At 67.6% G+C, this 24,103-nt stretch carries 21 protein-coding genes and 1 CRISPR repeat array; of the genes, 16 read left to right on the forward strand and 5 right to left on the reverse strand.

Features of this window, described 5'->3' with window-relative positions; translation table 11 throughout:
• Positions 1 to 568: 568 nt before the first annotated feature.
• The 3 genes from AC07AG_RS05720 (at position 569) to AC07AG_RS05730 (ending at position 2,803) form a co-directional block, all read left to right on the forward strand.
• Positions 569 to 1,432: a helix-turn-helix domain-containing protein gene (locus AC07AG_RS05720; protein WP_478752103.1), complete on the forward strand. Its 864-nt coding sequence runs from the start codon at positions 569 to 571 to the stop codon at positions 1,430 to 1,432.
• Positions 1,429 to 1,902, forward strand: a complete 474-nt coding sequence (locus tag AC07AG_RS05725; RefSeq protein WP_478752104.1) for a hypothetical protein — start codon at positions 1,429 to 1,431, stop codon at positions 1,900 to 1,902. The genes AC07AG_RS05720 and AC07AG_RS05725 overlap by 4 nt, the downstream gene beginning before the upstream one ends.
• A gap of 97 nt (positions 1,903 to 1,999) precedes the next feature.
• On the forward strand, positions 2,000 to 2,803 hold the full coding sequence (locus tag AC07AG_RS05730; protein ID WP_478752106.1) for an SAM-dependent methyltransferase: 804 nt from the start codon (positions 2,000 to 2,002) through the stop codon (positions 2,801 to 2,803).
• Between the two features lie 25 nt (positions 2,804 to 2,828).
• Here the strand turns inward: AC07AG_RS05730 and AC07AG_RS05735 are convergent, their stop codons facing one another.
• Positions 2,829 to 3,743, reverse strand: a complete 915-nt coding sequence (locus AC07AG_RS05735) for a helix-turn-helix domain-containing protein (protein ID WP_478752108.1) — start codon at positions 3,741 to 3,743, stop codon at positions 2,829 to 2,831.
• A gap of 92 nt (positions 3,744 to 3,835) precedes the next feature.
• The gene (locus AC07AG_RS05740) at positions 3,836 to 4,069 is read right to left on the reverse strand and encodes a DUF397 domain-containing protein (protein WP_478752110.1); all 234 of its coding nucleotides are present in this window, start codon (positions 4,067 to 4,069) and stop codon (positions 3,836 to 3,838) included.
• Between the two features lie 193 nt (positions 4,070 to 4,262).
• Here AC07AG_RS05740 and AC07AG_RS05745 point away from each other — a divergent pair, with 193 nt between their 5' ends.
• Positions 4,263 to 4,844: an ATP-binding protein gene (locus AC07AG_RS05745; protein WP_478752112.1), complete on the forward strand. Its 582-nt coding sequence runs from the start codon at positions 4,263 to 4,265 to the stop codon at positions 4,842 to 4,844.
• 787 nt (positions 4,845 to 5,631) lie between these two features.
• Here the strand turns inward: AC07AG_RS05745 and AC07AG_RS05750 are convergent.
• Positions 5,632 to 6,397 (reverse strand): IS5 family transposase gene (locus tag AC07AG_RS05750; RefSeq protein ID WP_478752248.1). Its coding sequence is split into 2 segments (ribosomal slippage): positions 5,632 to 6,085 and positions 6,084 to 6,397, totalling 768 coding nucleotides; the frame shifts between segments, so codons are not numbered across the junction.
• Between the two features lie 98 nt (positions 6,398 to 6,495).
• On the opposite strand from AC07AG_RS05750, the gene AC07AG_RS05755 reads away from it, so the two are divergent.
• Positions 6,496 to 6,846: a hypothetical protein gene (locus AC07AG_RS05755; protein WP_478752114.1), complete on the forward strand. Its 351-nt coding sequence runs from the start codon at positions 6,496 to 6,498 to the stop codon at positions 6,844 to 6,846.
• Positions 6,847 to 6,860: 14 nt separating this feature from the next.
• Here AC07AG_RS05755 and AC07AG_RS05760 read toward each other — a convergent pair.
• Positions 6,861 to 7,651, reverse strand: a protein-coding gene (locus AC07AG_RS05760) for an IS5 family transposase (protein ID WP_478752250.1) whose coding sequence is annotated in 2 segments (ribosomal slippage) — positions 6,861 to 7,336 and positions 7,336 to 7,651 — 792 coding nt in all. Because the reading frame shifts where the segments join, the coding sequence is not laid out codon by codon here.
• An 18-nt stretch (positions 7,652 to 7,669) separates the two neighbouring features.
• Here AC07AG_RS05760 and AC07AG_RS05765 point away from each other — a divergent pair.
• Positions 7,670 to 8,218, forward strand: a complete 549-nt coding sequence (locus tag AC07AG_RS05765) for a hypothetical protein (protein WP_478752116.1) — start codon at positions 7,670 to 7,672, stop codon at positions 8,216 to 8,218.
• A 228-nt stretch (positions 8,219 to 8,446) separates the two neighbouring features.
• Here the strand turns inward: AC07AG_RS05765 and AC07AG_RS05770 are convergent, their stop codons facing one another.
• Positions 8,447 to 9,004, reverse strand: a complete 558-nt coding sequence (locus tag AC07AG_RS05770; RefSeq protein ID WP_478752118.1) for a hypothetical protein — start codon at positions 9,002 to 9,004, stop codon at positions 8,447 to 8,449.
• A gap of 516 nt (positions 9,005 to 9,520) precedes the next feature.
• Positions 9,521 to 12,537: a CRISPR direct-repeat array (repeat unit 29 nt; unit sequence CGGAACACCCCCACGCCGGTGGGGAGGAC).
• A 207-nt stretch (positions 12,538 to 12,744) separates the two neighbouring features.
• Between AC07AG_RS05770 and cas3 the strand changes: the two genes are divergently transcribed.
• The 10 genes from cas3 to AC07AG_RS05820 form a co-directional block, all read left to right on the forward strand.
• On the forward strand, positions 12,745 to 15,597 hold the full coding sequence (gene cas3 / locus AC07AG_RS05775) for a CRISPR-associated helicase Cas3' (RefSeq protein WP_478752119.1): 2,853 nt from the start codon (positions 12,745 to 12,747) through the stop codon (positions 15,595 to 15,597).
• A gap of 303 nt (positions 15,598 to 15,900) precedes the next feature.
• On the forward strand, positions 15,901 to 17,481 hold the full coding sequence (gene casA / locus AC07AG_RS05780; RefSeq protein WP_478752121.1) for a type I-E CRISPR-associated protein Cse1/CasA: 1,581 nt from the start codon (positions 15,901 to 15,903) through the stop codon (positions 17,479 to 17,481).
• Position 17,482: 1 nt separating this feature from the next.
• A complete protein-coding gene (gene casB / locus AC07AG_RS05785) occupies positions 17,483 to 18,121 on the forward strand; it encodes a type I-E CRISPR-associated protein Cse2/CasB (RefSeq protein WP_478752123.1) in 639 nt (212 codons plus the stop codon).
• Entirely contained in the window at positions 18,121 to 19,245 is a 1,125-nt protein-coding gene (gene cas7e / locus AC07AG_RS05790) for a type I-E CRISPR-associated protein Cas7/Cse4/CasC (protein WP_478752125.1), read from the forward strand. Before casB ends, cas7e begins: the two co-directional genes overlap by 1 nt.
• 5 nt (positions 19,246 to 19,250) lie before the next feature.
• Positions 19,251 to 20,024, forward strand: a complete 774-nt coding sequence (gene cas5e, locus AC07AG_RS05795) for a type I-E CRISPR-associated protein Cas5/CasD (RefSeq protein WP_478752252.1) — start codon at positions 19,251 to 19,253, stop codon at positions 20,022 to 20,024.
• Positions 20,021 to 20,674, forward strand: a complete 654-nt coding sequence (gene cas6e / locus AC07AG_RS05800; RefSeq protein WP_478752127.1) for a type I-E CRISPR-associated protein Cas6/Cse3/CasE — start codon at positions 20,021 to 20,023, stop codon at positions 20,672 to 20,674. Before cas5e ends, cas6e begins: the two co-directional genes overlap by 4 nt.
• A 56-nt stretch (positions 20,675 to 20,730) precedes the next feature.
• Positions 20,731 to 21,654 carry a type I-E CRISPR-associated endonuclease Cas1e gene (gene cas1e, locus AC07AG_RS05805; RefSeq protein WP_478752254.1) on the forward strand — a complete coding sequence of 308 codons (924 nt, stop codon included), beginning with the start codon at positions 20,731 to 20,733 and terminating at the stop codon, positions 21,652 to 21,654.
• Position 21,655: 1 nt separating this feature from the next.
• On the forward strand, positions 21,656 to 21,958 hold the full coding sequence (cas2e, locus tag AC07AG_RS05810; protein ID WP_478752129.1) for a type I-E CRISPR-associated endoribonuclease Cas2e: 303 nt from the start codon (positions 21,656 to 21,658) through the stop codon (positions 21,956 to 21,958).
• A gap of 541 nt (positions 21,959 to 22,499) precedes the next feature.
• Positions 22,500 to 22,823, forward strand: coding sequence for a hypothetical protein (locus tag AC07AG_RS05815; protein WP_478752131.1), 324 nt, complete (start codon positions 22,500 to 22,502; stop codon positions 22,821 to 22,823).
• 858 nt (positions 22,824 to 23,681) lie between these two features.
• Positions 23,682 to 24,103, forward strand: a 422-nt coding sequence (locus AC07AG_RS05820; protein ID WP_478752133.1) for a DUF2637 domain-containing protein, incomplete at its 3' end; no start/stop codon positions are given.

Consider the following 24,103-nt stretch of genomic DNA (forward strand, 5'->3'; position numbering starts at 1 on the left):
CTCTGGACGCTAGCAATACCGGCCGGTATTCCGCACGTCTCCGTGCCTTCGCTGTCACGCTCGGCCTGGGCCCCGTTTCCGTCGTGATCCTGCCTCTTGTGCTGCCCGGCGCCGCACAGTATTCGGCCGGGGCTTGCGTGGCCCTTGCCGGGATTGCCGCAGCGGCAGCCCGTAGCTCCAGGATCCAGTTCCTCTGGGCACGCCTGGATTGACCACCGGCCTGGTGGGGCCGGGCAGGTGCCCGCCCCCACCAGGGCGCCGACGGACGTGGTGCGGTCCTGGATCTCAGGTTCCGCGCGCTGGCTGGAGGGGAGAGGAGAACGCCTTGACGAGTGGTCTGTCGCAGCCGCTGAGCTGCGCCGTATGTGACGCTCCGCTGGAACAGAAGCCCGGAGCGGGGCGTCGCCGCAGGTATTGCAGCACGGCATGCCGACGCAAGGCCCAGCGGCAGCGCCAGACGCGCAGCTCGCCGGTTGCGGAGCGGCAGGGGCCGCTAGGGCAGGCGGTTGCCCTGGAAGTCCAGCGTTTGGCGCGGCAGCTGGTGGACGGGGAAGTGAGGGAAGAGGACTTGGGCACGCTGCTGGAGCGGGCCCAAGTGATTCGGCGGGAGCTTGATATCTACACCGCGGCCGCGGTCCAAGATGCCCGCCACCGCGGTGAGAAATGGGAGGCAGTCGGACAGGCCGCCCACGTGGCGCCGGAGACGGCGCGGACCCGCTGGGGGCCGGAGCGGGTGGTGCGGATGATAGACCGTCACGCCAACGAGAAACGGATTGCTTCCGCTCGGCAAGGCAGAGGCCGCTCCCACCGGCATGCCGAGGGGGAGGGGCGAGGATCCCTGTGGCCGGCCGAGGAACCGGGCGGCATCAGGCATGCGGATTCGGTGGGCCAGCTGACGTCGGCCCTGGCCCAGTTGCAGGCAGAGAGCCATCTGACCATCAAGGAAGTCGCGGACTCCACGCGCCTGTCGCCCTCCTTCATCTCCCGGGTCCTGTCAGGGGACCGGCTTCCTTCCTGGGACCTGGTGTGTTCCCTCGCGGTGCTCTTCAAGTCGGATCCGGCCGATCTGCGGGTGCTGTTCGAGGCGGCCCATGGCATCGCGACGCCGCTGCGGCAGCCCGCGGTCGGGGCGATCGCTCAGCTGCACGCAGCGGTGCGGGGACTGCACCTGGCCGCGCACAGCCCCACGGCGGAACAGATTGAGCAACGCAGTTACAGGGCGGTCAGCGCGGCGGCGGCCCGCCGCACCCTGGCGGGCCGCGACATTCCGGAGTGGGATGCGCTGGCCGCGCTGATCACGGCTCTCGGGGGACACCCTGGGGACATCAAACCGCTGTGGGAGGCGGTGCACTATGCCTTCCTGATGTGCGATGACCCCAGGCTTCCCGATGGGACGGCGAACATCGGCGAGCTGAGAGGGACGCAGCGATGACCTCCGAGCAAGCACGTCCTGTGACCAGGACGGCAGCGGGCGGCGGCGCGCCCCCAGAGCGTGACCCCCGAAGCAGGCGAGCGCGGTCGCAGCGCGCCGCACTGGCCTCCTTTGATGCCTTCCGGCAGCGTCACTACCAGCCCTACCTGGGGTACACCCTCTTACGGCTTGGCTGTACGGATGCGGCCGAGGCAACCGTGGCCGCGGCATTCACTGAGCTGGCAGTGACCTGGCACCTGGTGCTGCGCAGTTCCGAACCAGCAGCGATTGCGTGGCGCATCCTGCACGGTCACGTCGATGGGGCGCTTGGGGGGATCGCAGAGGAGGGAGAGTTGGGGGCGCTTCGGCGGGATGCAGTGTTGCTGCACGACCAGATGCACCTCAGCTCCGAGAAGGCCGCCGAGGTGATGGGGATCGGATCTGCTGATCTCGCCGGGCTGCTGGCAGCGGGCGGCTGCTCCAAGGGGTGATATTTGGCCGACAGCTGGTGTCCTGGTGTCGCCCTCCTCCTACACTCTTTTGCTGTGGCGCACGTCACCGGACGTGCCGGGGATATCGGGGGCGGACATGGACCTTCCGTACGGCGTGGATGTCAATACGCCGAGCGTGGCCCGCATGTACGACAGCCTGCTGGGCGGCAAGGACAACTACCCCTCCGACCGTGCCGCCTGCGACGCCCTGCTGGAACAGGTGCCGAGCATGCGCGAACTCGCTCTGAACAACCGCCAGTTCCTGCGGCGTGCCGTGCGCACCCTTGCCTCTGAATACGGCATCCGCCAGTTCATCGACCACGGCTCGGGCCTTCCGACACAAGACAACGTCCACGAGATCGCGCAGAGCGTCGACCCGGCCAGCCGGGTGGTCTACATCGACAACGACCCCATCGTGCGCCGCATCGGCGGTCTCCTCCTGGAGCGCAACGCCAACACTGCCGTTCTCGAAGAAGACATGCGAGAGACCGAGAAGATCTTCAACAGTGAACCGGTGCGCAGACTGATCGATCTCAGCGAGCCGGTCGCCGTGCTCTTCGTCTCCGTCCTGCACTGCATTCCCGACTGCGACCGGCCCGCCGAACTGGTGGCCCGCGTGGCGGACCGGCTCCCGGCCGGCAGCATGATGGTGGTCTGCCAGCTGGTCAGCGACTCATCTCAAACCCGCCAGTTTGTCACGGACTTCATGGCCGAACAGACCCGTGGGCACTGGGGCCGCGTCCGCGAGGAGAGCGACGTCGCCGACTTCTGCGCCCCCTTGGACTTGCTCGACCCCGGTCTGGTGGAAGTCTCGACATGGCGGCCCGGTAACGACGACGTACCCGCACAACTGACGTGGGAGTGGCAGGAGTTCGGCGGCGTCGGCTGTGTGAAGCGATGAGCGCTGGGCGAAGCTCGACCACCTCTCAGCGCCAGTAGGTCAACGCCTCCGCCAGCAGGGAACGTGTGTGCTGGGCGAGCGAGGCCACGCCGCACAGGTTGTTGAGCACTGCCAGGTACCGCTCGGAGTTTGCCGGCTTCTCGTCGTAGAGCGCTCCCTCGTACTGCTCGAGGTACACCATGTCGGGCAGATAGTCCGAAGCGAAGAACCGCAGATGGACGATGGGATGTCCGATGGCGCCCGCAGCCCCTGCTTCCAGCGGGGCGATCCGCAGATGCAGCTGGTAAGGCAGCTCATCCAGGAGGCCCAGCAGGTGTTGAATCTGACGGAACATCACCCCTGGCGAGCCGACCTGACGGCGGAGCACTTCGGAGTCCATGACCGCCAAGAGCACCGGCGCATCGCCTTGCCGGCGCAGCATCTGCAGCCGCTGGAGCCGCAGCCGGGTCCGCTCCTCAATCTCACGGGCCGGCGCCGTGGGGTGGGAGGCGCGGATCACGGTCTGTGCGTATTCCTCGGTCTGTAGCCACCCTGGCACCAGTTGGGGCTCGTAGGAGATGATGCGCCGGGCGGCAGGTTCCATGGCCAACAGCGGCCGCAGATGCGGCGCCGCGGCCTGCGCGAGAGGCTGCCACGCATCTGGCTGCGCCGCCTGGTGCACCAAGAGCGCGATCCGCTGCCGCTCGTGCGGGTCCCTCACCCCATATAGGTCCAGGAGCCGCTCGATGTCTCCCTGCTTGAGCGCTGCCAGGCCGGTCTCCATGCGGCTGAGCGTCGACTCCGACGTCTCAACGCACTGGGCGGCCTGCCGGGAAGTCACCCCTGCATGGTCGCGACAACGCCGCAAGTGCCCTGCCAGCGCCTTGCGATGCGCACCTGGCCCCCACTGCGGTCGATGCGGAAAACCAAGAATCGACGGCGCCATCCGTTCGGCTGCCATACCGAAATCTCCTCTGTGATCTCTCGAGAAGACCGAGTATGGCAGCGCGAGCCGGGCGCGTCAGGAACTAACCATGACCTAGCCCTAAGTAACTAGAGAGTGAAATCGAATTCACCGTCTTTAGCCCCTCCCAGGAACGCCGAGATCTCCCCGGGCGTGAAGATCAGGGCAGGGCCCTCGGGGAAGCGCGAATTGCGGAACGCGACCTCACCGCTGCGCAGCTTGGCGACCTCTACACAGTTTCCGTTCCCTCCGCTGCGCGCGGTCTTGCGCCAGGCGGCGCCTTCGATCGAGCTCGCAACCATGCCGTTGTGTACCTGCTGCATCGGTCTTGCCCCTTCTTTCCGGCTGCTCCGCTAGAGCGATCCGTCACCGATCGCCGAAGTCGGTCGAGTGTGCGAATTGCTGGTCTCTGCAATTGCAGGGACCCACTTGCCGTAACGAGCGTTCGGCCGGAATAGTGACGCCAGCGACAGCACGTCGTGCTCGACGCGCGGCAACGCTCCTGGGGGACGGACGATGACGCCACATCAGAGCGGCGCACTGTGGCCGCAACCGGCATTCACCCAGCCCGTGAGCGGACACACGCCGCTGTTCCTCGGAGAGCCCGTGGCCACCACGACGAACCTTGCCGTCGACGCAGGTCTCGGCAGCACCCCCTTCGCTGCCCGGAACATCCCTGCCACCACCGACTGCTGCTTCATCGCCCGCCAGTTCACGCGCAGCGTCCTGCAGCGTTGGAACCTTCAGGCGGTCGGCGACGACACCGTGCAGATCGCCTCTGAGCTCGTCGCCAATGCCGTCCGCCACGGCCGTGGACGTACGACCTCGGCCAGGAGAGCAGGGGTATGGCTCGCCTTCGCCCCCCGCCCTCGCACCCTTCTCTGTGTCGTCCGCGATTCGAGTCGCCGCCGCCCCCGGTACGCGCCACCGGCACCCCTGTCGGAACGCAATCGCGGTCTGCCGATCGTCGAAGCACTCGCCGTCAGTTGGGGATGGACCACTGACGCCGGCGGACACGGAAAGACTGTCTGGGCACGCATCGCACTCCGCGGGACAGAAGGTGAACCAGACCCGAGCGGCCGGCCTGCGCGTAGTTGATCGTTTGCCCTCTACGTTTGGCGTGCGGGCGTGGCGAAGCAGGGAAACGCCGCACGGCCGTCACATGCGACGAGGCGCGGTGGGAGCTAGCCCGCGGTATCCGCGCCTGCCTCCAAGGCCGACCGGACACTGAGCTCGGGGTGCTGGACTGATGCTGCGCCCCCGCTTGTGTAGCTTTGGCCAATCCTGCCCCTGCGGATGTGGCGCTCAGGCATGGTGGCGGGGGCTTCGGAGGCGACGCTGGCTTCACAGGCCATGCCCCTGCAGTTACTTGATTCCGGAGCGAATTCTGCGCTCCGGTGTTCGCGGCATGTTGATGCAGGAATAAGACATCGTTTCTGATGGCAGACTGCTGACTGCTTGAAAGAGGTGGTCCGCCTGGAGGAGTGCTCGGTACGGTGATCCGGTGTGCTTCTACGCCATGACCTACTACAAGCTGCACTATGCGTGCGTCTCATGCCGTGTCAGCTTCAAGCAGCACGCCCATCCGCAGCGGGAGCACTTATGCCCGAACTGCTCCCAGCCGCTCATTTGCGCTGGTCATGACTTCGCGCCGCCACCCAGGCGTGATGTTCGCCGATGGTCCGTAGTGGCAGCGGTGTTGGGCGAAGGGCTTCGCTACGAAGGGCTGTCGGTCTGCGGGTGCGGCAAGGAACCCAAGTACCGACCGCGTACACGCGCTGAGCTTCGGGTTCGTCGGACGATTGCCGCGAGAGACGGACTGGCGCTGTCCGAGGCGCTGTCCCGACCGGATGCTCTGACTCCGTTGACGGACTGATCTGGCAGATCAGCGTGCGAGGCGGCGATGTCCGATGAGGACTGCCGCAATGCCGACAAAGGCCAAGAAGTGTTCGGCCTTGCGCTCGTATCGACGGTGGAGCCGTCGGCATCCGGCCAGCCAGGACACGGTCCGCTCTACTACCCACCTGTGACGGCCGAGCCGCTTCGAGGACTCGATGCCCTTGCGGGCAATGCGGTGGGAGATGCCACGGTTGCGAAGCCACCGACGCAGATGGTCGTAGTCGTAACCCTTGTCGGCGTGCAGCTTCGCCGGACGCCGACGGCGCGGCCCGCAGCGGGAACGGATGGGCGGGATCCCGCGCACGAGCGGCTCCAAGCCCAGGCTGTCGTGCATGTTTGCACCGGAGATACCCAGGGACGGCGGCAGACCGTTGCGATCGGTGACCAGGTGGATCTTCGATCCCAGCTTGCCGCGATCGGTCGGATTCGGTCCCGTCAAGGCCCCCTTTTGCAGCCCTGACACTGACCGAGTCGATCGCGCACCGCGACCAGTCAAGCTCACCCCGGGCACCGAGTTCGTCGAGCACGACCCGGTGCAATCGGGCCCAGACGCGGTCCCGGCTCCACTGGGCGAAGCGCCGGTAGACCGTGGGCCAGGCCGGTCCGAACACCGGCGGCAGTTGCCACCAGGTGCAGCCAGACGTCGCCACGGAGATGATCGCGGCCAGAGCTTCACGGTCACCGGCCCGACGCCGGCCACCGCCTTGCCGACGCTTCACCTCAGTGGGCGGTACCACGCGCCGGAACAGCATCCACAACTCGTCCGGCACCAACCGCTCAACCAGATCTGTCACACATGGCCCAACGAATGATCACGCCAACAGAAACGACGTCTAAGGGGGAACTGAACGTGCGATTCGCACGCAAGTCTGCTCTGCTCGCGGTACCCGCCGCGCTGGCCTTCACTCTGGCTCTGCCTTCTCAGGCGAATGCCGCCACGAACTGGCGCATCAACTACGACTGGGGTAAGGCGGCTGGAACGTGGAGCCTAACCCAAGTCAAGGGCGCTGTTCAGGATTTGCATGATGATGGACGCTGCGCCCAAGTCGTGGTCAAGTGGAAGCGAGGAGGGACTTTCGACACGGACTTCTCGCCTAAGGCCTGCCCCAAGGGTGATGCTGACCCGTTCTCCATGGTGCCGGGAGACGGGGGAATCTACACCTATGCGACGAGCGTCGAGATCAGTCTTCGCCGCGCTTAGAGCTCGTAACAGGATTATGAGCTGGCCTTCTTGAGGCGTCGCCAGCAGATCAGGCTGCAGCCCAATGAGAGGAAGGCGTCGTGGAGTTCGAGTCGTCGTTCCCATCGGACGGCAAGGCGTTTGAACTGGTGAAGCAGGGCGAAGGTCTGCTCGACGACGTAGCGGAGCTTGCCCAGGCCCTTGATGTTCGGATAGCCCTTGCGGGAGATCACCGGCAGGATCCGGCGTCGGCGCAGTTCGCGACGTACGGCCCGGGCGTCGTACGCCTTGTCACCGAGCACGGCATCGGGGTGTCGGCGGGGACGACCGGGGCGTCCGGCCACCGGCGGGGTCCCATCGACCAGGGCGAGGGTCTGGGTGATGTCGTTGACGTTCGCGGCGGTGGTGATGACGTGCAACGGGGTGCGGCGGCCGTCGCAGATCAGATGGTGTTTGCTGCCCGTCTTGCGCCGATCGACCGGCGACGGACCGGTTGCGGCACCCCCTTTTTCGCGCGGACGTGGGAGCCGTCCACGCAAGCACGCGACCAGTCGAGTTCGCCGGCCGCGTGCAGCTTCGCGAGCAGGATCCGGTGCAACTGCTCGAAGACTCCCGCCTGCTGCCAGCGGTCCAGACGGCGCCAGCAGGTCTGCCCGGAGCCAAACCCCAGCTCCAGCGGCAGGAGTTGCCAGGCAATGTCCTGGTGTAGGACGTACAAGATGCCCTGTAGGCACAACCGGTCGTCCACCGGTTTCGGCCCCGGCGACCTCTCCGGCCAGGGCGGCAGCAACGTCTCGATCAGCTCCCATAGGGCATTGTCCACGATCCACGGCCGAGTACTCACATGGCCACCAACGGTCAGATCATCACATCGGGCACGCTCGACCAGTACATCCGCTCAAGATCGCTTTACGAGCTGTACGGTAGCCGAGTGGGGTGGGAAACGCTTATCGGTACGGGACTTGGCGCCATTGTCGGCGTCGGCTCTACACTGCTCGCCGACCGGGTCCGCTGGCGCCGGGAAAAGGACACTCGCCAGGGGGAGATCGAGCGGCAATTGTACGGGGACTACCTGGCTGCTCTAGAGCGCACACGTACCCACCTCAAGGACCTTCGTCGACTACCGGACCCAGGCCCCGACGAGCGGGCGCGCCAGGTCCGCGACGCTTTCCGTGAAGGTGGCACCTACGAGCTGGCCCATCGGATCTCTATCACTGCGCCGGATTCTGTGGTCCGTGTCACCGAAGACGCCCAGCATAAGCTGCGGGACCTACGGGACGCGCTTATCAGCGGCGACGAATGCGGCACCCGGTCCCCAGTCCAAGCGGCGCTTCGCCGAGCTATCGAGTCTCTGCGGGATGCTATGCGGGCGGCTCTCGGCACGGCTGCATAGGGCTCGTAAATGGATCATGAGTTGGCCTTCTCAAGGCGCCCTCAAGTAGATGGGGCTACAGGCCAACGAGAGTAGGGCGTCGTGGAGTTCGGCACGTCGCTCCCACCGGACCGTGAGCAGCTTGATGGTGGAGCAGGGTGAAGGTCTGCTCGGCGACGTATCACACCTACCTAAATGGTCAGATGGTCACAGCAGGCACGCCCGAGCAGGCCGTTCAGCAAGATCCCGTTACGAGCTCTTTGCTCTGTTCGGCAGGTACGTGGCCTTGTCCCAGCGGGGCGGCAGCATGAAGATGTCGCTGCTGCCGGGCAGGCCGATGGTCCAACCTGGCGGGGGTGACAACTTGATGTTGGGCTGGTAGGCGGCAAATATGGTGTCCGTGGATCCGCTGGAGCCCTGGTCGGCGGCCGCATAAACCGTGTGCTTGAAGCTGCCCAAAGCAACGAGCTGTGACCACGTCTTCTTCAGGGGCAAGGTAGTCCCGCCGAGCTTGTACTTCGCGGTGCTCGGCCAGCTCTGTGCGACCTTCGCCCTCGTCGTGATACCCAGAGCAGCCGCATTCTGCCGCCTCGAAGCATTGAAGGAGACGAAGTGATAAGTGACGGTCATGGTGCGACTGTTCTTCGCAATGGTCCCGATGGCCAATACCGTGAAATGGCTCACCCCCAGCGGTTCCCGGTTCGTGAACCACGTGTTGGTGAACTCGCGTCCTGAGCACACGGCAAAGCGGCTCTTGATGAAGAACTTTTTGCTCCCCAGACCTTCGAGACACTCAACCTTGGACATGGTGTGAGAGGGCTCGGGCAGCGATACCTGTGGCGCGGATACAGGGTCCTGCTGTGCAGGGGGCACTGCCGATTCCTCGGGCGACCGGGCTGCGCCAGAGCGCGCGGGGCCGACCGTTTCGTGCGGCACCGTTGGCTGCGCCTCGGCAGCCGCGGCCTTCTTGAGGTACCTGTCCCAGGCGCCGGCTTCCTCAGTTCAGCGAGGTCCGGCGTCTTGGCCCCGATGGGCCCGCTGGTGGTGATGATCTCTGAGGCGGCCTCGTCCCCCCTCAATGCTCCGCCGCACTCTCCTCGTGGGGCACGGGAGCACCACATTTAACAGGCGACTCAACTGCCGAGGGGCAAGACGTACAGATTGGCGTGATCCAATTCAAAAACTGGCGAAGAACGCCGGCCGCGGTGTGCGACCCGGGCAAGCGCCGATCTATAAGTCGGACGGCTGGGATCTCCCACACACGGGCTGTCTGATCCCTGTCGCCCCGCTCCCAGGTCCGAAGCCACCGAAGTACACCGATCCCGGAACACCCCCACGCCGGTGGGGAGGACGGCACTCCGGACGGAGCCGTCCGCAAGGGCAGCGGAACACCCCCACGCCGGTGGGGAGGACTCCGACATCGGGCCGAAGGTGAGCACGCCCGGCGGAACACCCCCACGCCGGTGGGGAGGACCGCGTCCAGCGCCGTGTCATCCCACCGGACGGCGGATCACCCCCACGCCGGTGGGGAGGACTTCAGGGTGAGTGACGGGACTTGAACCAGATCCGGATCACCCCCACGCCGGTGGGGAGGACGACGAGTTCGCCCTGATCATGACCGGCGACGACGGAACACCCCCACGCCGGTGGGGAGGACTCACCCCCGAGCCCCGTGAGCCCATCGCGTCTCGGAACACCCCCACGCCGGTGGGGAGGACGAGGCAGTCGTCTGGGTGGATGGCCGTCTCGACGGAACACCCCCACGCCGGTGGGGAGGACGCACTCGACGTTCTCGGCAGCATCGACAACGCAGGAACACCCCCACGGCGGTGGGGAGGACAACGATCGGGGCTCGGGGGGCTAGCCCCGCAACGGAACACCCCCACGCCGGTGGGGAGGACACGAGGGCGTGTTCCTCGTCAGAGAGCAGCGTCGGAACACCCCCACGCCGGTGGGGAGGACGCGGGCGTGACGGCTTGCGCTGCGGTCAACGTCGGAACAACCCCCACGCCGGTGGGGAGGACATCAGCATGCTGCTGCGGAGCGGCGAGGTCTCCGGAACACCCCCACGCCGGTGGGGAGGACGGGTCATTCTCGGGCACGCCAGCCCCCTATTCGGAACACCCCCACGCCGGTGGGGAGGACTACCCGCGCCTGCGCCAGGGCTACGCCGCAGCCGGAACACCCCCACGCCGGTGGGGAGGACTTCTTGGCGATCGCGTCGCGCTGCCCGGCGAGCGGAACACCCCCACGCCGGTGGGGAGGACATCGGCGGGACGGTGACGGCCTCGGCGTTGGCCGGAACACCCCCACGCCGGTGGGGAGGACTGCGGCACCGAACGCGAAGGCCAGCGCGAAGCCGGAACACCCCCATGCCGGTGGGGAGGACGCCGCAGCGTTCGCCGCCGCCTCCAACTGGGCCGGAACACCCCCACGCCGGTGGGGAGGACGGGATGGGCGGAGCGGTGGCCGGGGTGAACTCCGGAACACCCCCACGCCGGTGGGGAGGACCCAGCCTGGGCAGTCCTCGGACCGAGATACACAGGAACACCCCCACGCCGGTGGGGAGGACATCGCAGGTGGGGACGCCGATAACAAGAAGTTCGGAACACCCCCACGCCGGTGGGGAGGACGCCCCCTGCCTCCAGAGATCCTCTTCCGAGTTCGGAACACCCCCACGCCGGTGGGGAGGACTCCTTCAGGCCGGTGACCATCTTCCACGGGAACGGAACACCCCCACGCCGGTGGGGAGGATGAGGCAAGCCTCGTCACCTCCCACGGTGCCGACGGACCCCAACGCCGGTGGGGAGGACGGGTTCAGCCCGGCGACCACGATGCAGCCAGCCGGAACACCCCCACGCCGGTGGGGAGGACTGGAGCACGTACACCAACGGCGCCTACAAGGACGGAACACCCCCACGCCGGTGGGGAGGACGGTGCGTCCGAGACGGACGCGGACGGGGACGGCGGAACACCCCCACGCCGGTGGGGAGGACAGCGACATGACCAAGGCCGCGAGCATCAACAACGGAACACCCCCACGCCGGTGGGGAGGAGTGCACCGTGTCTGAAGAGTTCAGCGGAAGTGTCGGAACACCCCCACGCAGGTGGGGAGGACTTCGGTGAGCTCGTCCACGCCGCACATCAGGTCGGAACACCCCCACGCCGGTGGGGAGGACGGCTCGTGCGCGTCCTGGATCGCCTCGTCGACCGGAACACCCCCACGCCGGTGGGGGAGGACTCAGCGGGCAGGCTGCCGATGCGGCGGGCGTCCGGAACACCCCCACGCCGGTGGGGAGGACGGCGGTGAGGAGCTTGCGACCGGGGCCGGAGCCGGAACACCCCCACGCCGGTGGGGAGGACGACGTGCTCTTCGAGATGGACGCTGCCCACGACGGAACACCCCCACGCCGGTGGGGAGGACTCCGGCCGACCCTCTCGCGCCCATGCCCACCCCGGAACACCCCCACGCCGGTGGGGAGGACGGGCGGAGGTGGTCCCGATTCCCAGCTTTCTGCGGAACACCCCCACGTCGGTGGGGAGGACCTATGACGACGGGATCGATCGGTCGTGAAGTCCGGAACACCCCCACGCCGGTGGGGAGGACACATCCTCGACTCCAAGGGGCAGCCCGGCGGACGGAACACCCCCACGCCGGTGGGGAGGACTGCTGTGTGGTCGCGGGTGGCGGCGGGTGGTGCGGAACACCCCCACGCCGGTGGGGAGGACCTGGACGGTCCGCACGCGGTTCACGCACTCGCCGGAACACCCCCACGCCGGTGGGGAGGACCCGCGCCCGGTGCCTTCCTCGTCGTCTTCCTCCGGAACACCCCCACGCCGGTGGGGAGGACCGGCCATCTGCGGGTGCGAGAAGCCCCGCAAGCGGAACACCCCCACGCCGGTGGGGAGGACGGCGGCCTCCAGGTGCTCGGCCAGGCTCTGAGCGGAACACCCCCACGCCGGTGGGGAGGACGTGTTCCATGCGCCGCTTGAGGCGGTGCATGCCGGAACACCCCCACGCCGGTGGGGAGGACGTCACCCACGGAGAGAACGGCTGGCACGTCCACGGAACACCCCCACGCCGGTGGGGAGGACTCCGCCGGGCTGGATCGACACCGCCCCCAACTACGGAACACCCCCACGCCGGTGGGGAGGACTCCACGTCCAGGAGGCGCGGGAGCTCTACCCGCGGAACACCCCCACGCCGGTGGGGAGGACATCATCCCGGTCGCTGCGATGATGACCGCGACCGGAACACCCCCACGCCGGTGGGGAGGACGTCGTACAGCGTCCCGTCAGGGCACCGCCCGTCGGAACACCCCCACGCCGGTGGGGAGGACACTTTGTGACCTGCACCTTAAGAGGTGCTTTGCAGGTTCTTTGCCGAGGTGGATGCTGGGCGGCGGTGGGCCATGTGCTCACCGTACAAGGGGTTGTGAGGGGGTTTTGTCAGTGGCCTCTGATTGAGTCGGGGTGCACTGGATTCGAGGCGAGGGTGTGAGGGCTGCGGGATGACGCGTGGGTCGTGTGAGGTTCCGGATGAGTCGGTGTGGGCCAAGTTGCGTGGTCTTGATCCGTCGCTTCCGCCGTATCCGCTGGTGCGGCATCTGCTGGATGCTGCGGCGATGGCCTTGTGCCTGTGGGATCGCTATCTCTCCGACAGCCAGCGGCGGTGCATCGCCGAAGGGCTGGGGCTGGCGGATGACCTTGAACGGGCGCGGGCCCTGGTGGGGTTGTGTGCGGGCTTGCATGACATCGGCAAGTTATCCGGGTTCCAGTTCTGTGATGCCCGCGGCCGTGAACACCTGAGCGAGGAACTCGTCCAGGATCCGGGGAACGTCGGGGTCGAGAAGCTGGCGCACGATGTGGCCGGCATGGTGGCAGCACCGGCGGTGCTTGCGGCGCTCGGGTTCGATGACGGCATGACCGAACGAGGGGCGACCGACCGGGTCGCGGAGATCATCGGGGGGCATCACGGGCGGTTCTACCGTCTGGAGCGCGACGTCACCGATGCCCCGCACTATCAGGCTCTCTTGGGCGGCTCAACGTGGGTGCGGCAGCGCGCTGCTCACGCGGCGGCGGTGTTCAGGGCGCTGCGGACCCCCCTTCCGCCGGCGCAGTTCAAGGCGCCCGTGGCGGTGCTGGTGACGGGGGTGGTGATCCTCGCCGATTGGCTGGTCAGCCAGGAGGACTTCCTCAAGCGCCGGCAGCGCCGGTTGGATGTCCCGCTGGAGCGGCACTTCGCCGAGGTCGGCGCTGAGGCGGCACAACTCGTGCGGGAAGCTGGCCTGCTGCCGGTGGAGCTGGAGCGCAAGGAGTTCGCGGCGGCGTATGCAATTGACGGGGAGCCCAATCCGCTGCAGCGATCGATCGCCCAGGAGCTGGCCATTGCCATTCCTGAGCGGCGGGAGGCACTTAGGAAGGCGGGGGTCTTGTTGGTCACCGCGGCGCCGGGGGACGGGAAGAGCGAGGCGGCCCTGGAGGCGGAGCGGGTGCTGTCTGCCGCCTTTGGGACACAGGGCTTTGCGTTCCTGCTGCCGACCATGGCCACCAGCGATCAGATGCATGCGCGGGTCGCCGGAGTGCTGGCTCGGCAGAACGCGAGCGGCGCCGGGCTGACCCTGACCCACAGCATGGCCTGGCTCAGCAGCGCGTACGCGGACGATGACCTCCGTCAGGGCCCGCGGGTGCTGGTCTGTGACGGGGAGGAGAGCCCAGGCGGTGGCCCGGGTCGGGATCAGGCTCGGATGAGGCCACGCCGGTGGCTGCGTGGGACTAAGCGGCCCTTGCTGGCTCAGTACACGGTGGGCACCGTGGACCAGGCGCTCATGGCGGTGCTGCCGGTACGGCACAACGCACTGCGGCTGCTGGCCCTTTCGGGCAAGACGTTCATTGTCGATGAGGCGCACGCCTACGACCCGTACATGCAGGTGCTGCTCGGACGGTTGCTGAACTGGCTGGGTGCGTACGGGGTTCCGGTGATCTTGCTGTCCGCGACGCTGCCGGCTTCGGTCAGCGACCGGCTGATCAAGGAATACCTGCAGGGTGCCGGACACCGGGCCACCGACCTCAAAAGGCAGTCGTTCACAGCCCCCTATCCGGGCTGGCTGTACGTAGATGCCCAGGGGGCGGCAGAGCGCACGGTCTCCTGTGTGGAGATGTCGAAGGTCCGCCAGGCAGAGCAGGCTGCCCAGCGGTCCATGGATCTGCAGATTCAGGTGGAGCCCGTGGTGGACAGCTCCTTCGGTGGCGCCCGGGCCCGGTTGGAGATCATCGAGCGCTGCCTGGAGCCGGTGGTCACGGAGGGCGGCTGTGCGCTCGTGGTGTGCAACACGGTGGGGGAGGCGCAGGCGACGTACACCCGGCTCCGAGCCCGCTTTGAGCGGCAGCGTTTGGCCGGCGAGGACTTGCAGTTGTTGCACGCTAGGTTCCCGGGCGATGTGCGAGAGGCGCGGACACAGGGCGTCACCTCTGGGATGGGACGTGGCGGACCGCGGCCGCGGCGCCGGATCATCGTGGCTACACAGGTGGTGGAGCAGTCGCTCGACCTCGATGCCGATGTGGTGATCAGCGACCTCGCCCCCCTGGCTCTTCTCCTGCAGCGGGCCGGGCGGTGCTGGCGCCACGAGACCTGGTGGGCCCGGCACGGGCGGCCCGACGGACGGCCGCGTCCCGCCTGGGCCGCCGCATCCGGTCCCCGGCTCGTCGTTCTGGATCCGCTGGCAGGCGGCGGCGCGGTCCCCAAGCAGTGGGGGACGGTGTATGCGGAGTTCCTGCTGATGGAGACCTCGCAGGTGCTTAAACGGCAGGGGACGCGGCCCGTCTCCGTGCCCGGTGAGGTCCAAGCTCTGGTAGAGGAGGTACACGGGGACTGCCCACATCGGTTCGACTGGGAGCACCCCGAGCAGTCTGCGGCCTGGTCGGCCTATGCCGGGGAGCGCCTTGCTCACCGAACCGCCGGGAGCGCTGTCGTCATTCCCCAGGCCCGCAGGGTCAAGGGACTGCGGTGGCTGCACCATCTGGATGGCACTGAGGACGAGTGGGAGGCAGCGACGCGGCTAGGGGCGGACTCCGTTCGCCTGCTGTGCGTCTACGAGCACCGCGATGGCGCGGTCACCCTCGACACGGCAGGCACCGACCCGTGGCCGGTGCCTGCCGCCGGCGGTCAGATGGGGATCGATGATGTACGGCACGTGATGGGCAAGACCATTCCGGTGCGGGGGGACTGGTTCCAGGGTGAGGAAAAAGCTCACCGGCCCCCGGCTGCTTGGGCCGACCATCCCATGCTCGGCGACCTCGTGGTCCTCACTCAGCCGGTACGCGATGGGCTAGTCCAGGCGGTCCGGGTCCGCGGGAAGAGCCTGCGGATGGATGAGGAGTTGGGGCTCGTCCGGGAATGATGGGGTGCGGCGCGGCTCATCCCGTATCCGCAGTGGCAGCAAGCAGAAGGCTACAGCCCAAGAACATTGCGGCTAGCGCGAGTTATGCCGAATCTGGGCTTGGAATGGCGTCGTTGAAAGGTGCTGAACACCTTCCCGTTTTAGGACACGGCAGGCGGTGACGTCTGCTCAACTGTCAGTCACGCATGCGGAGTGGGGCCGTTGTCAGTGGCGCCTGTTTGACTCTCGCAGTGAGGTTATTCACGCGAAGCGATGTGCATGGCCATGCCCGTTGCCGGGCTGGCAGGGGAGGGGTGAGGGCTAGTGGGGTTTGATCTACGGGATCAACCGTGGATTCCCGTCCGCCTGGCCGGGAGGTCGGTCCGGGTGGGTTTGCGAGAGCTCTTTCAACGCGCGCACGAGATCGAGGATGTAGAGCTCCCGGTGCCGCCGGCCGCCTCCGGGCTGTTGCGCATCCTGGCCGCGCTGACCGCGCGCATCGCTCACGACGGTGGTGTGCGATTAGGCGACGAGGCAGGCGCCGACGACATCGAGGACTGGTTCGCCCTGCGGTCGACGATCCTGGCGCGCAAGCGTTTCGATCCGCAGGCGGTGGATGTCTATTTCGACCAGGAGGCACTGGTCGGCCGGTTCGACCTCTTCGACACTCAGCGGCCCTTTCTCCAGGATCCGCGGCTGGTCGCAGAGTGTGTCGATGCCGGGGGGAAGCCCAATCCGTCCGGTGTGAACAAGCTCGTTCTCGGCCGCCCCACCGGAGTCAACGGGGCGGTGCTGTTCGGTCACTTCACCGACGGCGATCCAGTGCCGGTTGCGGCTGCGGAGGCAGCGTGGCATCTGATCGCGCAGCTGTACTACGGGCCCTCAGGGCAGTGCACACCGCGCCGGATCACCCCCCACAAGCCGGGAAACGGCGATGCGGGCCCGCTGCGCAAGAGCGTGTCGTTCCACGTCTGGGCGCCGGAACTGTTCACCACGCTGGTCCTCGCGGTCCCCGCCCCTTTGGATACGCCTTCCCACTCTGGCGAGGACCTCTGCCCGTGGGAGGGCCCGCTCCCCGATCCTGCCGCCCCCACCGCACTGAGCTGGCCAGGCCGGCTGCTTACCGGCCGGGCGCGGCACGCCGCCCTGCTGATGCCCTCCGGCGACCACACCTCGGTCAGCGACGCGTATGTGACGTGGTCCACCCATCAACCCCCGCCCGCGACCCCGGACCCGTACGTGGTGCTGGACATGCCCAAGGCCGGCGGTGCCCCCTATGCCCGGCCTGCCGATGGGCAGCGCGCTCTGTGGAGGGACCTGGACGCGCTACTGCTGACGGGTAGCCCTCAGGCAAAGCGGCCCTACATTTTCGAGGACTTGCCCCGCGCGCTGCGCCCCGCCCTGCGGGTACGCGCCTACGGCTTTGACCAGGACGGGCAGCAGAAGGACCACGGCTGGTATGAGGCGACTACGCCGCCGGTCCTGGGCTGGCAGCAGGACACCAACGAGGAGATGGCCTTGCATGTGGCCCGCTGTCACCAGGCCGCCGAGGAGGTAGGCGGGCGGCTGCAGTATGCGGCCCGGCTGGCCTGGAAGCTGACCACCGATGCGGGAGATGACCCGTCGGCGAAGGTGCGGCTGGATGCCAAGAAGCCGGGGCCGTGGGCCGGACAGGCGCTTGCCCGCTACTGGCCCGCCGCCGAAGGCGTGTTCTGGCAGCTGGCCCGTCCAGAGCAGTGCGAAGTCCCGCCTCATGCTCCGTTCGTGCGGGCCGCGCTGAACGCGCTCGATGAGGCGCTGGGATCCGCGCGAGCCGATGTGCGGACAGCGCGGGCACGCAGCCGCGCCCGCGCCACGCTCCGTTCGCTCATTCCCGCCAGCTCTCCCAGCGAACTGAGGACGTGAGATGACTTCATCCACCGCGCCGCCCAAGACAGCGAAGCAGCAGCGGATCGAACGCTGCGATGACTTCGTCGGCTATGTCCTTGGCCTGTGCCGGGACAAGAAGACGCAGGCCGACCTGCGTACCGGGCTCGGCCTGCCCGTTGAGCGTTGCAACTACCTGCACCGTTACCTCGTGCCCCGGCTGCCTCAGGAGGGGCAGCCAGCGGATGTCCGGCGGGCACACTACGCGGTTGCGGCACTCATTGCTGGGCGGCCGCGCAGCGCGCGGGACGCCGATGCAGCCGCCGTTGCGGCCGCGGCGGAATCCTCCGATACCCAGCTCGTCCAGGAGTGGTGGAAGCGGCCCAACCTGGGAGCCTCGCTGGCCCACGTGGTGAACAAGCAGGCCCTCAAGCCCGCGTCGGCCGAGGGCGATCTGCACCTGATGACCCGCCAAAGCAGCGACGCGATCCACCCGCGACTACCCGCGCTGACCCGGCACCTGCTCAACAGCGGGGCGAGCGTGGACTGGGCCGTCCTGCTCGATGACCTGGCCTGGTGGAACCAGGACCGGGACCGGATCGCCACGCGCTGGCTGGAGAGCTACTTCCGCGCGCGCACCTTCGAAGACCTCGACGACTCAGCCAAGGAGCACCACTAGTGTCACTGTTCGTTGATTTCAGCGCCGTTCAGGCGGTCCCGGCCGCCAACCTCAACCGTGACGATCTTGGCTCGCCGAAGACCGTGACCTACGGCAACGCCTCCCGCATCCGCGTCTCCAGCCAGTCCTGGAAGCGGGTCATCCGCCACGGCGTGGAGCAGGATCTGGGGGAGCGAGCTGCCCGCACCCGCCTGGTGCCGATCAAGGTCAAGGAAGCGCTGCAGAGGCAGGGCTGGCCGGCGGAGCTGGCCGAGTTCGCCGGCGCCCAAGTCGCCGCGAGCGCAGGGAAGAAGCCCCTCAAGACGGAGAAAGCCGGGCACACCTCGGTGTTGCTCTTCCTGCCGGAGACCGGCATCGAGGAGTTGACCGCCGTGTGCTCCGAACACCGTGATGGGCTGGAGAAGGGACTGAGCAAGAAGAACCCCGGCGCGCTGCTGCCCACCGCCCGCATCGAGGGGATCCTCAAACGGCGCACCGCCTCCATCAGCCTGCTCGGCCGCATGCTCGCCGAGCTCCCGGGCGCCAACGTCGACGGAGCCGCCCAGGTCGCCCACGCCTTCACCACCCACGCCAGCGAACCCCAGCGGGACTACTTCACGGCAGTGGACGACTGGTTGGGGGAGAGCGAGACCGGCAGCGGCCACCTGGACACGGCCGAGTTCAGCGCAGGTGTCTTCTACCGCTTCGCCACCGTCAACGTCACCGACCTGCTCACCAATCTGGAGGGCGACCTCAAGGCCGCTCGGACCGTTCTGGCGTCCTTCGCGGATCAGTTCCTGATGTCGCTGCCGCAGGCCAAGAAGAACAGCACGGCACCCCACACAATTCCCGACCTCGCCTACCTCGCCGTGCGCACCCAGCGGCCCATCTCGCTGGCCGCAGCCTTCGAAACACCCGTCACTGCCGATCGCGCCGGCGGCTACTCCGCGCGCTCCCGCCAGGCCCTGGCCGCCTACGCCAGTGACATCAACCGCCTGACAGGCAACCGCAACCGGCCCTTCCACGGCCACGCCGGCATCAGCGCACCCCTGCTGGAGGGCCTCGGGAGTGCGTATGAGTCCTTCCCCGACCTGATCGAGGCGGCCACCGAAGCCGCGCTGCCCGAGCCGGGGGAGCAGCAGTGAGCGGAATGCTGCTGCGGCTGGCCGGACCTCTGCAATCGTGGGGTGAGCGCTCGGCGTTCACCCCCGTACGCGACACGGCGTCCTTCCCCACACGTTCCGCGCTGATCGGCATGTTCTGCGCGGCTCAAGGGCTGAGCCGCGATGCGTGCGACGAAGAGCTGGCCCGCTGCGCCGGCCTGGAGTTCACCATCCGCATCGACCGCCCCGGCGTCCGCATGATCGACTATCACACCGTCGGCGGCGGCCAGCCCAAGCACCTGACCGCCGCCACCAGCGGCGGCGACCACAAAGGTGATGCCGTGATCACCCGGCGCCACTACCTGTCGGACGCAGTGTTCACCCTCGCCGTCACCGGCCCGGACGATGACATCGCCCGCATCGCCGCCGCCCTCCACCAGCCTTGCTGGGCACCCTACTTGGGGCGTGGCTCCTGCGTGCCCGACGAGCCGTTCCTGCTGCGCGCCCGTGTGGAGGATCCCGTGCGCGAACTGATGGAACGCGTCCCGCTCAGCCTCCCCAAGGCCAGCGAGTACACCCCGCCTTTCGAGGGGGCGGACATCCCGGTGGACTTCCTCTGGGAGCGCTACCGACACCGTCAGCTGCCCGACGACGCCGTCACCCTCACCGCCAACGACATCCCGGTCAGCTTCGCCCAGCACCACCGAAGCCACGGCAAACGCAGCATTCACCGCACCACCGAGCCGTTGCCCGCCGACCTGTACGGCGACCACGCCACCCTGCACCAGCGGCTGATCGACTACGCCAAGAAGGACGCATGAACATCACCGCGAACCTTGCCCGCATCCGCCTCAACCCGCACAGCCGAGAGGTCCAGCGCGATCTGCGCGATGCCACCCAGATGCACAAGACCCTCATGCGTCTGGTCCCCGACGCCCTCGGCGCCACCCCACGCCAGGACACCGGACTGCTCTTCCGCCTGGACGAAACCCAAGACGACAGCACCCTGCTCGTCCAGGCCAGCACACGCCTCGATCCCAGCCGTCTGCCCACGGGATACGGCCACACCGAGGTCAAAACCTTGACATCCCTGTTTGCTGCCCTGCGCACCGGACTTGCCGTCCGCTACCGCATCACCGTCAACCCCGCCAAGCGCGAACGCCTGCCACGGGACCAGAAGAACCAATGCGGCAAGATCGTGCCGCTGGCCGGGCCAGAAGCAGATCAGTGGTGGACCCGCCGCGCCACCGAAGCTGGCCTGCACCTCAACGCCATGCTGCCTACACCCCAGCGCCCCGTACGGCCCCGCACGACGGTCGCCGCCTCCATGCGCCACAGCCTCATCCGCTACGACGGCACCGCCACGGTCACCGATCCCGAAGCCCTTGCCACCGCGCTGCTCACCGGTATCGGACGCGGCAAGTCCTATGGCGCGGGCCTGCTCAGCCTGGCCCCTGCCAACAGCGGGTGAGCGCCCCCGGACGCGGCGGCGACGCCCGCAAACGACTCGCCGCCCCCACCCTCGCCATGCTGCCCCGCGTCGCCGACAACCTCTCCTTCCTCTACCTCGATATGGTCCGCGTCGTCCAGGACGACACAGGCGTCTGCGCTCAGATCCAAGTCGACGACGACCACACCGACACCGTCTATATCCCCACCGCCGCCCTCTCCTGCCTCCTGTTGGGTCCGGGCGTCTCCATCACCACCAGAGCGCTGGCGACCCTAGCCCGTCACGGCACCAGCGTGCTCTGCACCGGATCGGGAGGCGTCCGCGCCTACGCCGCGATCCTCGCCGACTCCCTGACCACCCACTGGCTCGAGCAGCAGGTGCGTGCCTGGAGCGACCCGGACCGCCACCTCGACGTGGCCATCCGCATGTACGCGATGCGCTTCGACGACGACATACCCGAGAACGTGAACCTTGCCAAACTGCGCGGCATGGAGGGTCACCGGATGAAATCCCTCTACCGCATCCTTGCCCAGCAACATGGCATCGGCCGCTTTCGCCGCAACTACCACCCCGACCAGTGGCACGAGCAGGACCCCGTCAACCTCGCTCTGTCCGCTGCCAACACCTGCCTCTACGGCATCGTCCACGCCGCCGTCCTTGCCCTTGGCTGCTCACCCGCACTCGGTTTCGTCCACGCTGGCAAGCAACACGCCTTCGTCTACGACATCGCTGACCTATACAAGGCGCAGATCACCCTGCCGGTTGCCTTCTCCCTGCACCAATCGGACAATCCCGAGCCAGAAGCCCGCCGCAAGTTCCGCGAAGAGCTCCGCCTTGTTCGCCTCCTGCCCCGTATCGTCCAGGACCTCCAAACCCTTCTGACCCCTGGAGCGGACATCACGGATCGGCTGGACCAGCAGGATGTCGACATGGTGTACCTGTGGGACCCGCAGACGGGCACCCTCCCCGCCGGTGTCAACTACGCCGGGGAGGACACCTGACATGCCCGCCATGCTGGTCATCGCCACCACAGCCGTCCCCGACTACCTGCGCGGCGCCCTCAGCCGCTGGACCACCGAGGTCGTCCCCGGCATCTTCGTCGGCACTGTCTCTGCCCGCGTACGCGAAGAACTCTGGAAAGCCGTCACAGACGCAGTCGGCGATGGCGCCGCCGTCCTCGTCCACCCCTCTGCCACCGAACAGGGATACGCCATCCGCACGGCCGGAACGCGCCGCCGGGTGCCTGCTGACTTCGACGGTCTAACACTGATGCGCATGACCGCATTGCCACAACAACCCAAATAGCCTCCATCAGGTGGAGTTGGCCCCCCCCGGGCTGGGTGGATCAGTCGTTCCCGCCGCCATATGCGCCTTCCCCTCCCCGTATAGCCAGAACGCCCTGCTTTCGAGGCTATCGAGGGGAGGCACTGGTGACAGGTATGCGGCAAAGCTGCCAGTCTCTGTCCAGATCCGCTCGCACCCTGTGCAGTGTGCGAGCGGTGGTCGGCCCTCGCCGCCGTGAATGTCGATCTTCCCTCCGCAGCCGCACGCCCGTTCCAAGGTGCGACGCTGCGCGGCGATGTCGAGGGCCCGCTCCACACGCTCGGACGCTCCTGCCGCCACGGTGCCGACGTGGGCCCGCTGCTCGTCTGTGAGAGCGGTGAACGGGCCTCCCGCGCCTTCGATGCGGGCGAGGAGCCAGAGTGCGGTGTTCGGCGCGGAGCGGGCTCCGTTGTACCGCCAACGGTGGGGGTCGGCGGCGTCCTTCATGGCGAGGAGCTCGCGGCGGATGCGGTCCGAGGACGGGTAGGTCTTGGGCAGGAGTGAGCGCTGCACCTCGGCCGCGGTGACGTCGGCACAGTCGACGAGTGCGCGTGTCGAGGATCGGGATGCGCAACGGGGCCGGCCGTTCGCCGAGTTGGATCGGGTCGCGTTCCTGGGAGCGGAGGTGTGCGGCCATGTGCCGCTCGTACGTGGCCTGTTCGTCGTCGTGGTGGTAGAGGGCGACGAGGTGGCCGCGGAGTCCGATGCCGAATCCGTTGTGGACGGTGGGGGCGCCGAGGGCGTCGTGGAGGTCTCGCCAGTGCAACGCGATGGGGCGGAGGTGGGTGGCGGTGGTGGTCATCGCTGCTCCTGCGGCGGCTGGGGCGGTACGGTGATCAGCACCTGAGGGGCGTCCTGCTCTGGGGAGACTGTGAGGGCGCCCCTTCGTCATGGCTAGCGGCGGCGGGAGGGGGCCCGTACGGCGACTGCCAGGCGGGCCGGTCCGGGCGCTTGGCTGGCGTGCCGTCGTCCTCGACGAGTCCCGCTTCGCGCATGGTCGGGAACGTCTGGCCGACCTCTTCCAGGAGCGGCCGGGCAGCTTCCGCGTAGGCCCGCATGACCGCGGTCATGGCCTCCTGGAAGTCGCGGATCCGGTCTGCGACGGCGCGGGCGCTCTGCTCGTCGTAGATCGCCCGTTAGACGAGCGGTACATGTCCTCGAACATCCCCGCCGAAAACAGTGCCTCCCGTTGCTCGGCCCGGAACGCGAACACACTCCGCTCAGGTATCAACTCCCGGCAGGTTTCCCATACATCAGGTCCCACCGGCACTCCGGTCCACTCACCCTGCATACCCACCGGACTGGCCCCGGACCGCATGATCCAGGACCAGAACAGCCCAACATTTTCAGTGATCTCCTCGGCGATGTTTTCTGCGACTGCGGCAGTGGGTGCTCCGAGCTGGCTTCCCTCTACGGCTGGGCGGGCGTGGCCTCCCCAAACAGCGGCGTTGCTCGCTTTGGCGGCCCCTCGCTTTAGAGACCTTGACGAGATAGATCATCTTTTCGAATGTGACCAGAGAATCGTCGGAGGGGGCACGCTGCTCTGTTCGGGGTCAGCGCTAACAGCCATACAGGCAAGCCTTGTTGTGGGCAGTTGGCGTAATCAATCATTCTGCGGTGCTGACCAATCGTGTGCGGATGTGATTTGCTTTCCTCGTGTGCGTGTCGGGGTAGGGGAGTCGTGTGTGAGTGGGGGCGGCAAGAGGTGCCTGTTGTCTTAGGTAGGACGCACAAGATCCTGATCGGTGTGGTCGTGGCCGGTGCGGTCGTCATCGCCGGCATCGGTTTCGCGGGGTCGTACGCGGCCGTGCGCGAACTCGCCGAGCAGAAGGGCTTCGGCAGCTTCTCGGCTGTCTTCCCGATCGGCATCGACGCGGGCATCTGCGTCCTGCTGGCGCTCGACCTCCTCCTCACCTGGATCCGCATCCCCTTCCCGCTGCTGCGCCAGACGGCGTGGCTCCTGACGGCGGCGACGATCGCCTTCAACGGCGCGGCGGCCTGGCCCGACCCGCTGGGCGTGGGCATGCACGCCGTCATCCCGATCCTGTTCGTGGTCGCCGTCGAGGCGGCGCGGCACGCGGTGGGCCGGATCGCGGACATCACGGCCGACAAGCACATGGAGGGCGT

It is taken from the genome of Streptomyces sp. NPDC044044, assembly GCF_056434405.1.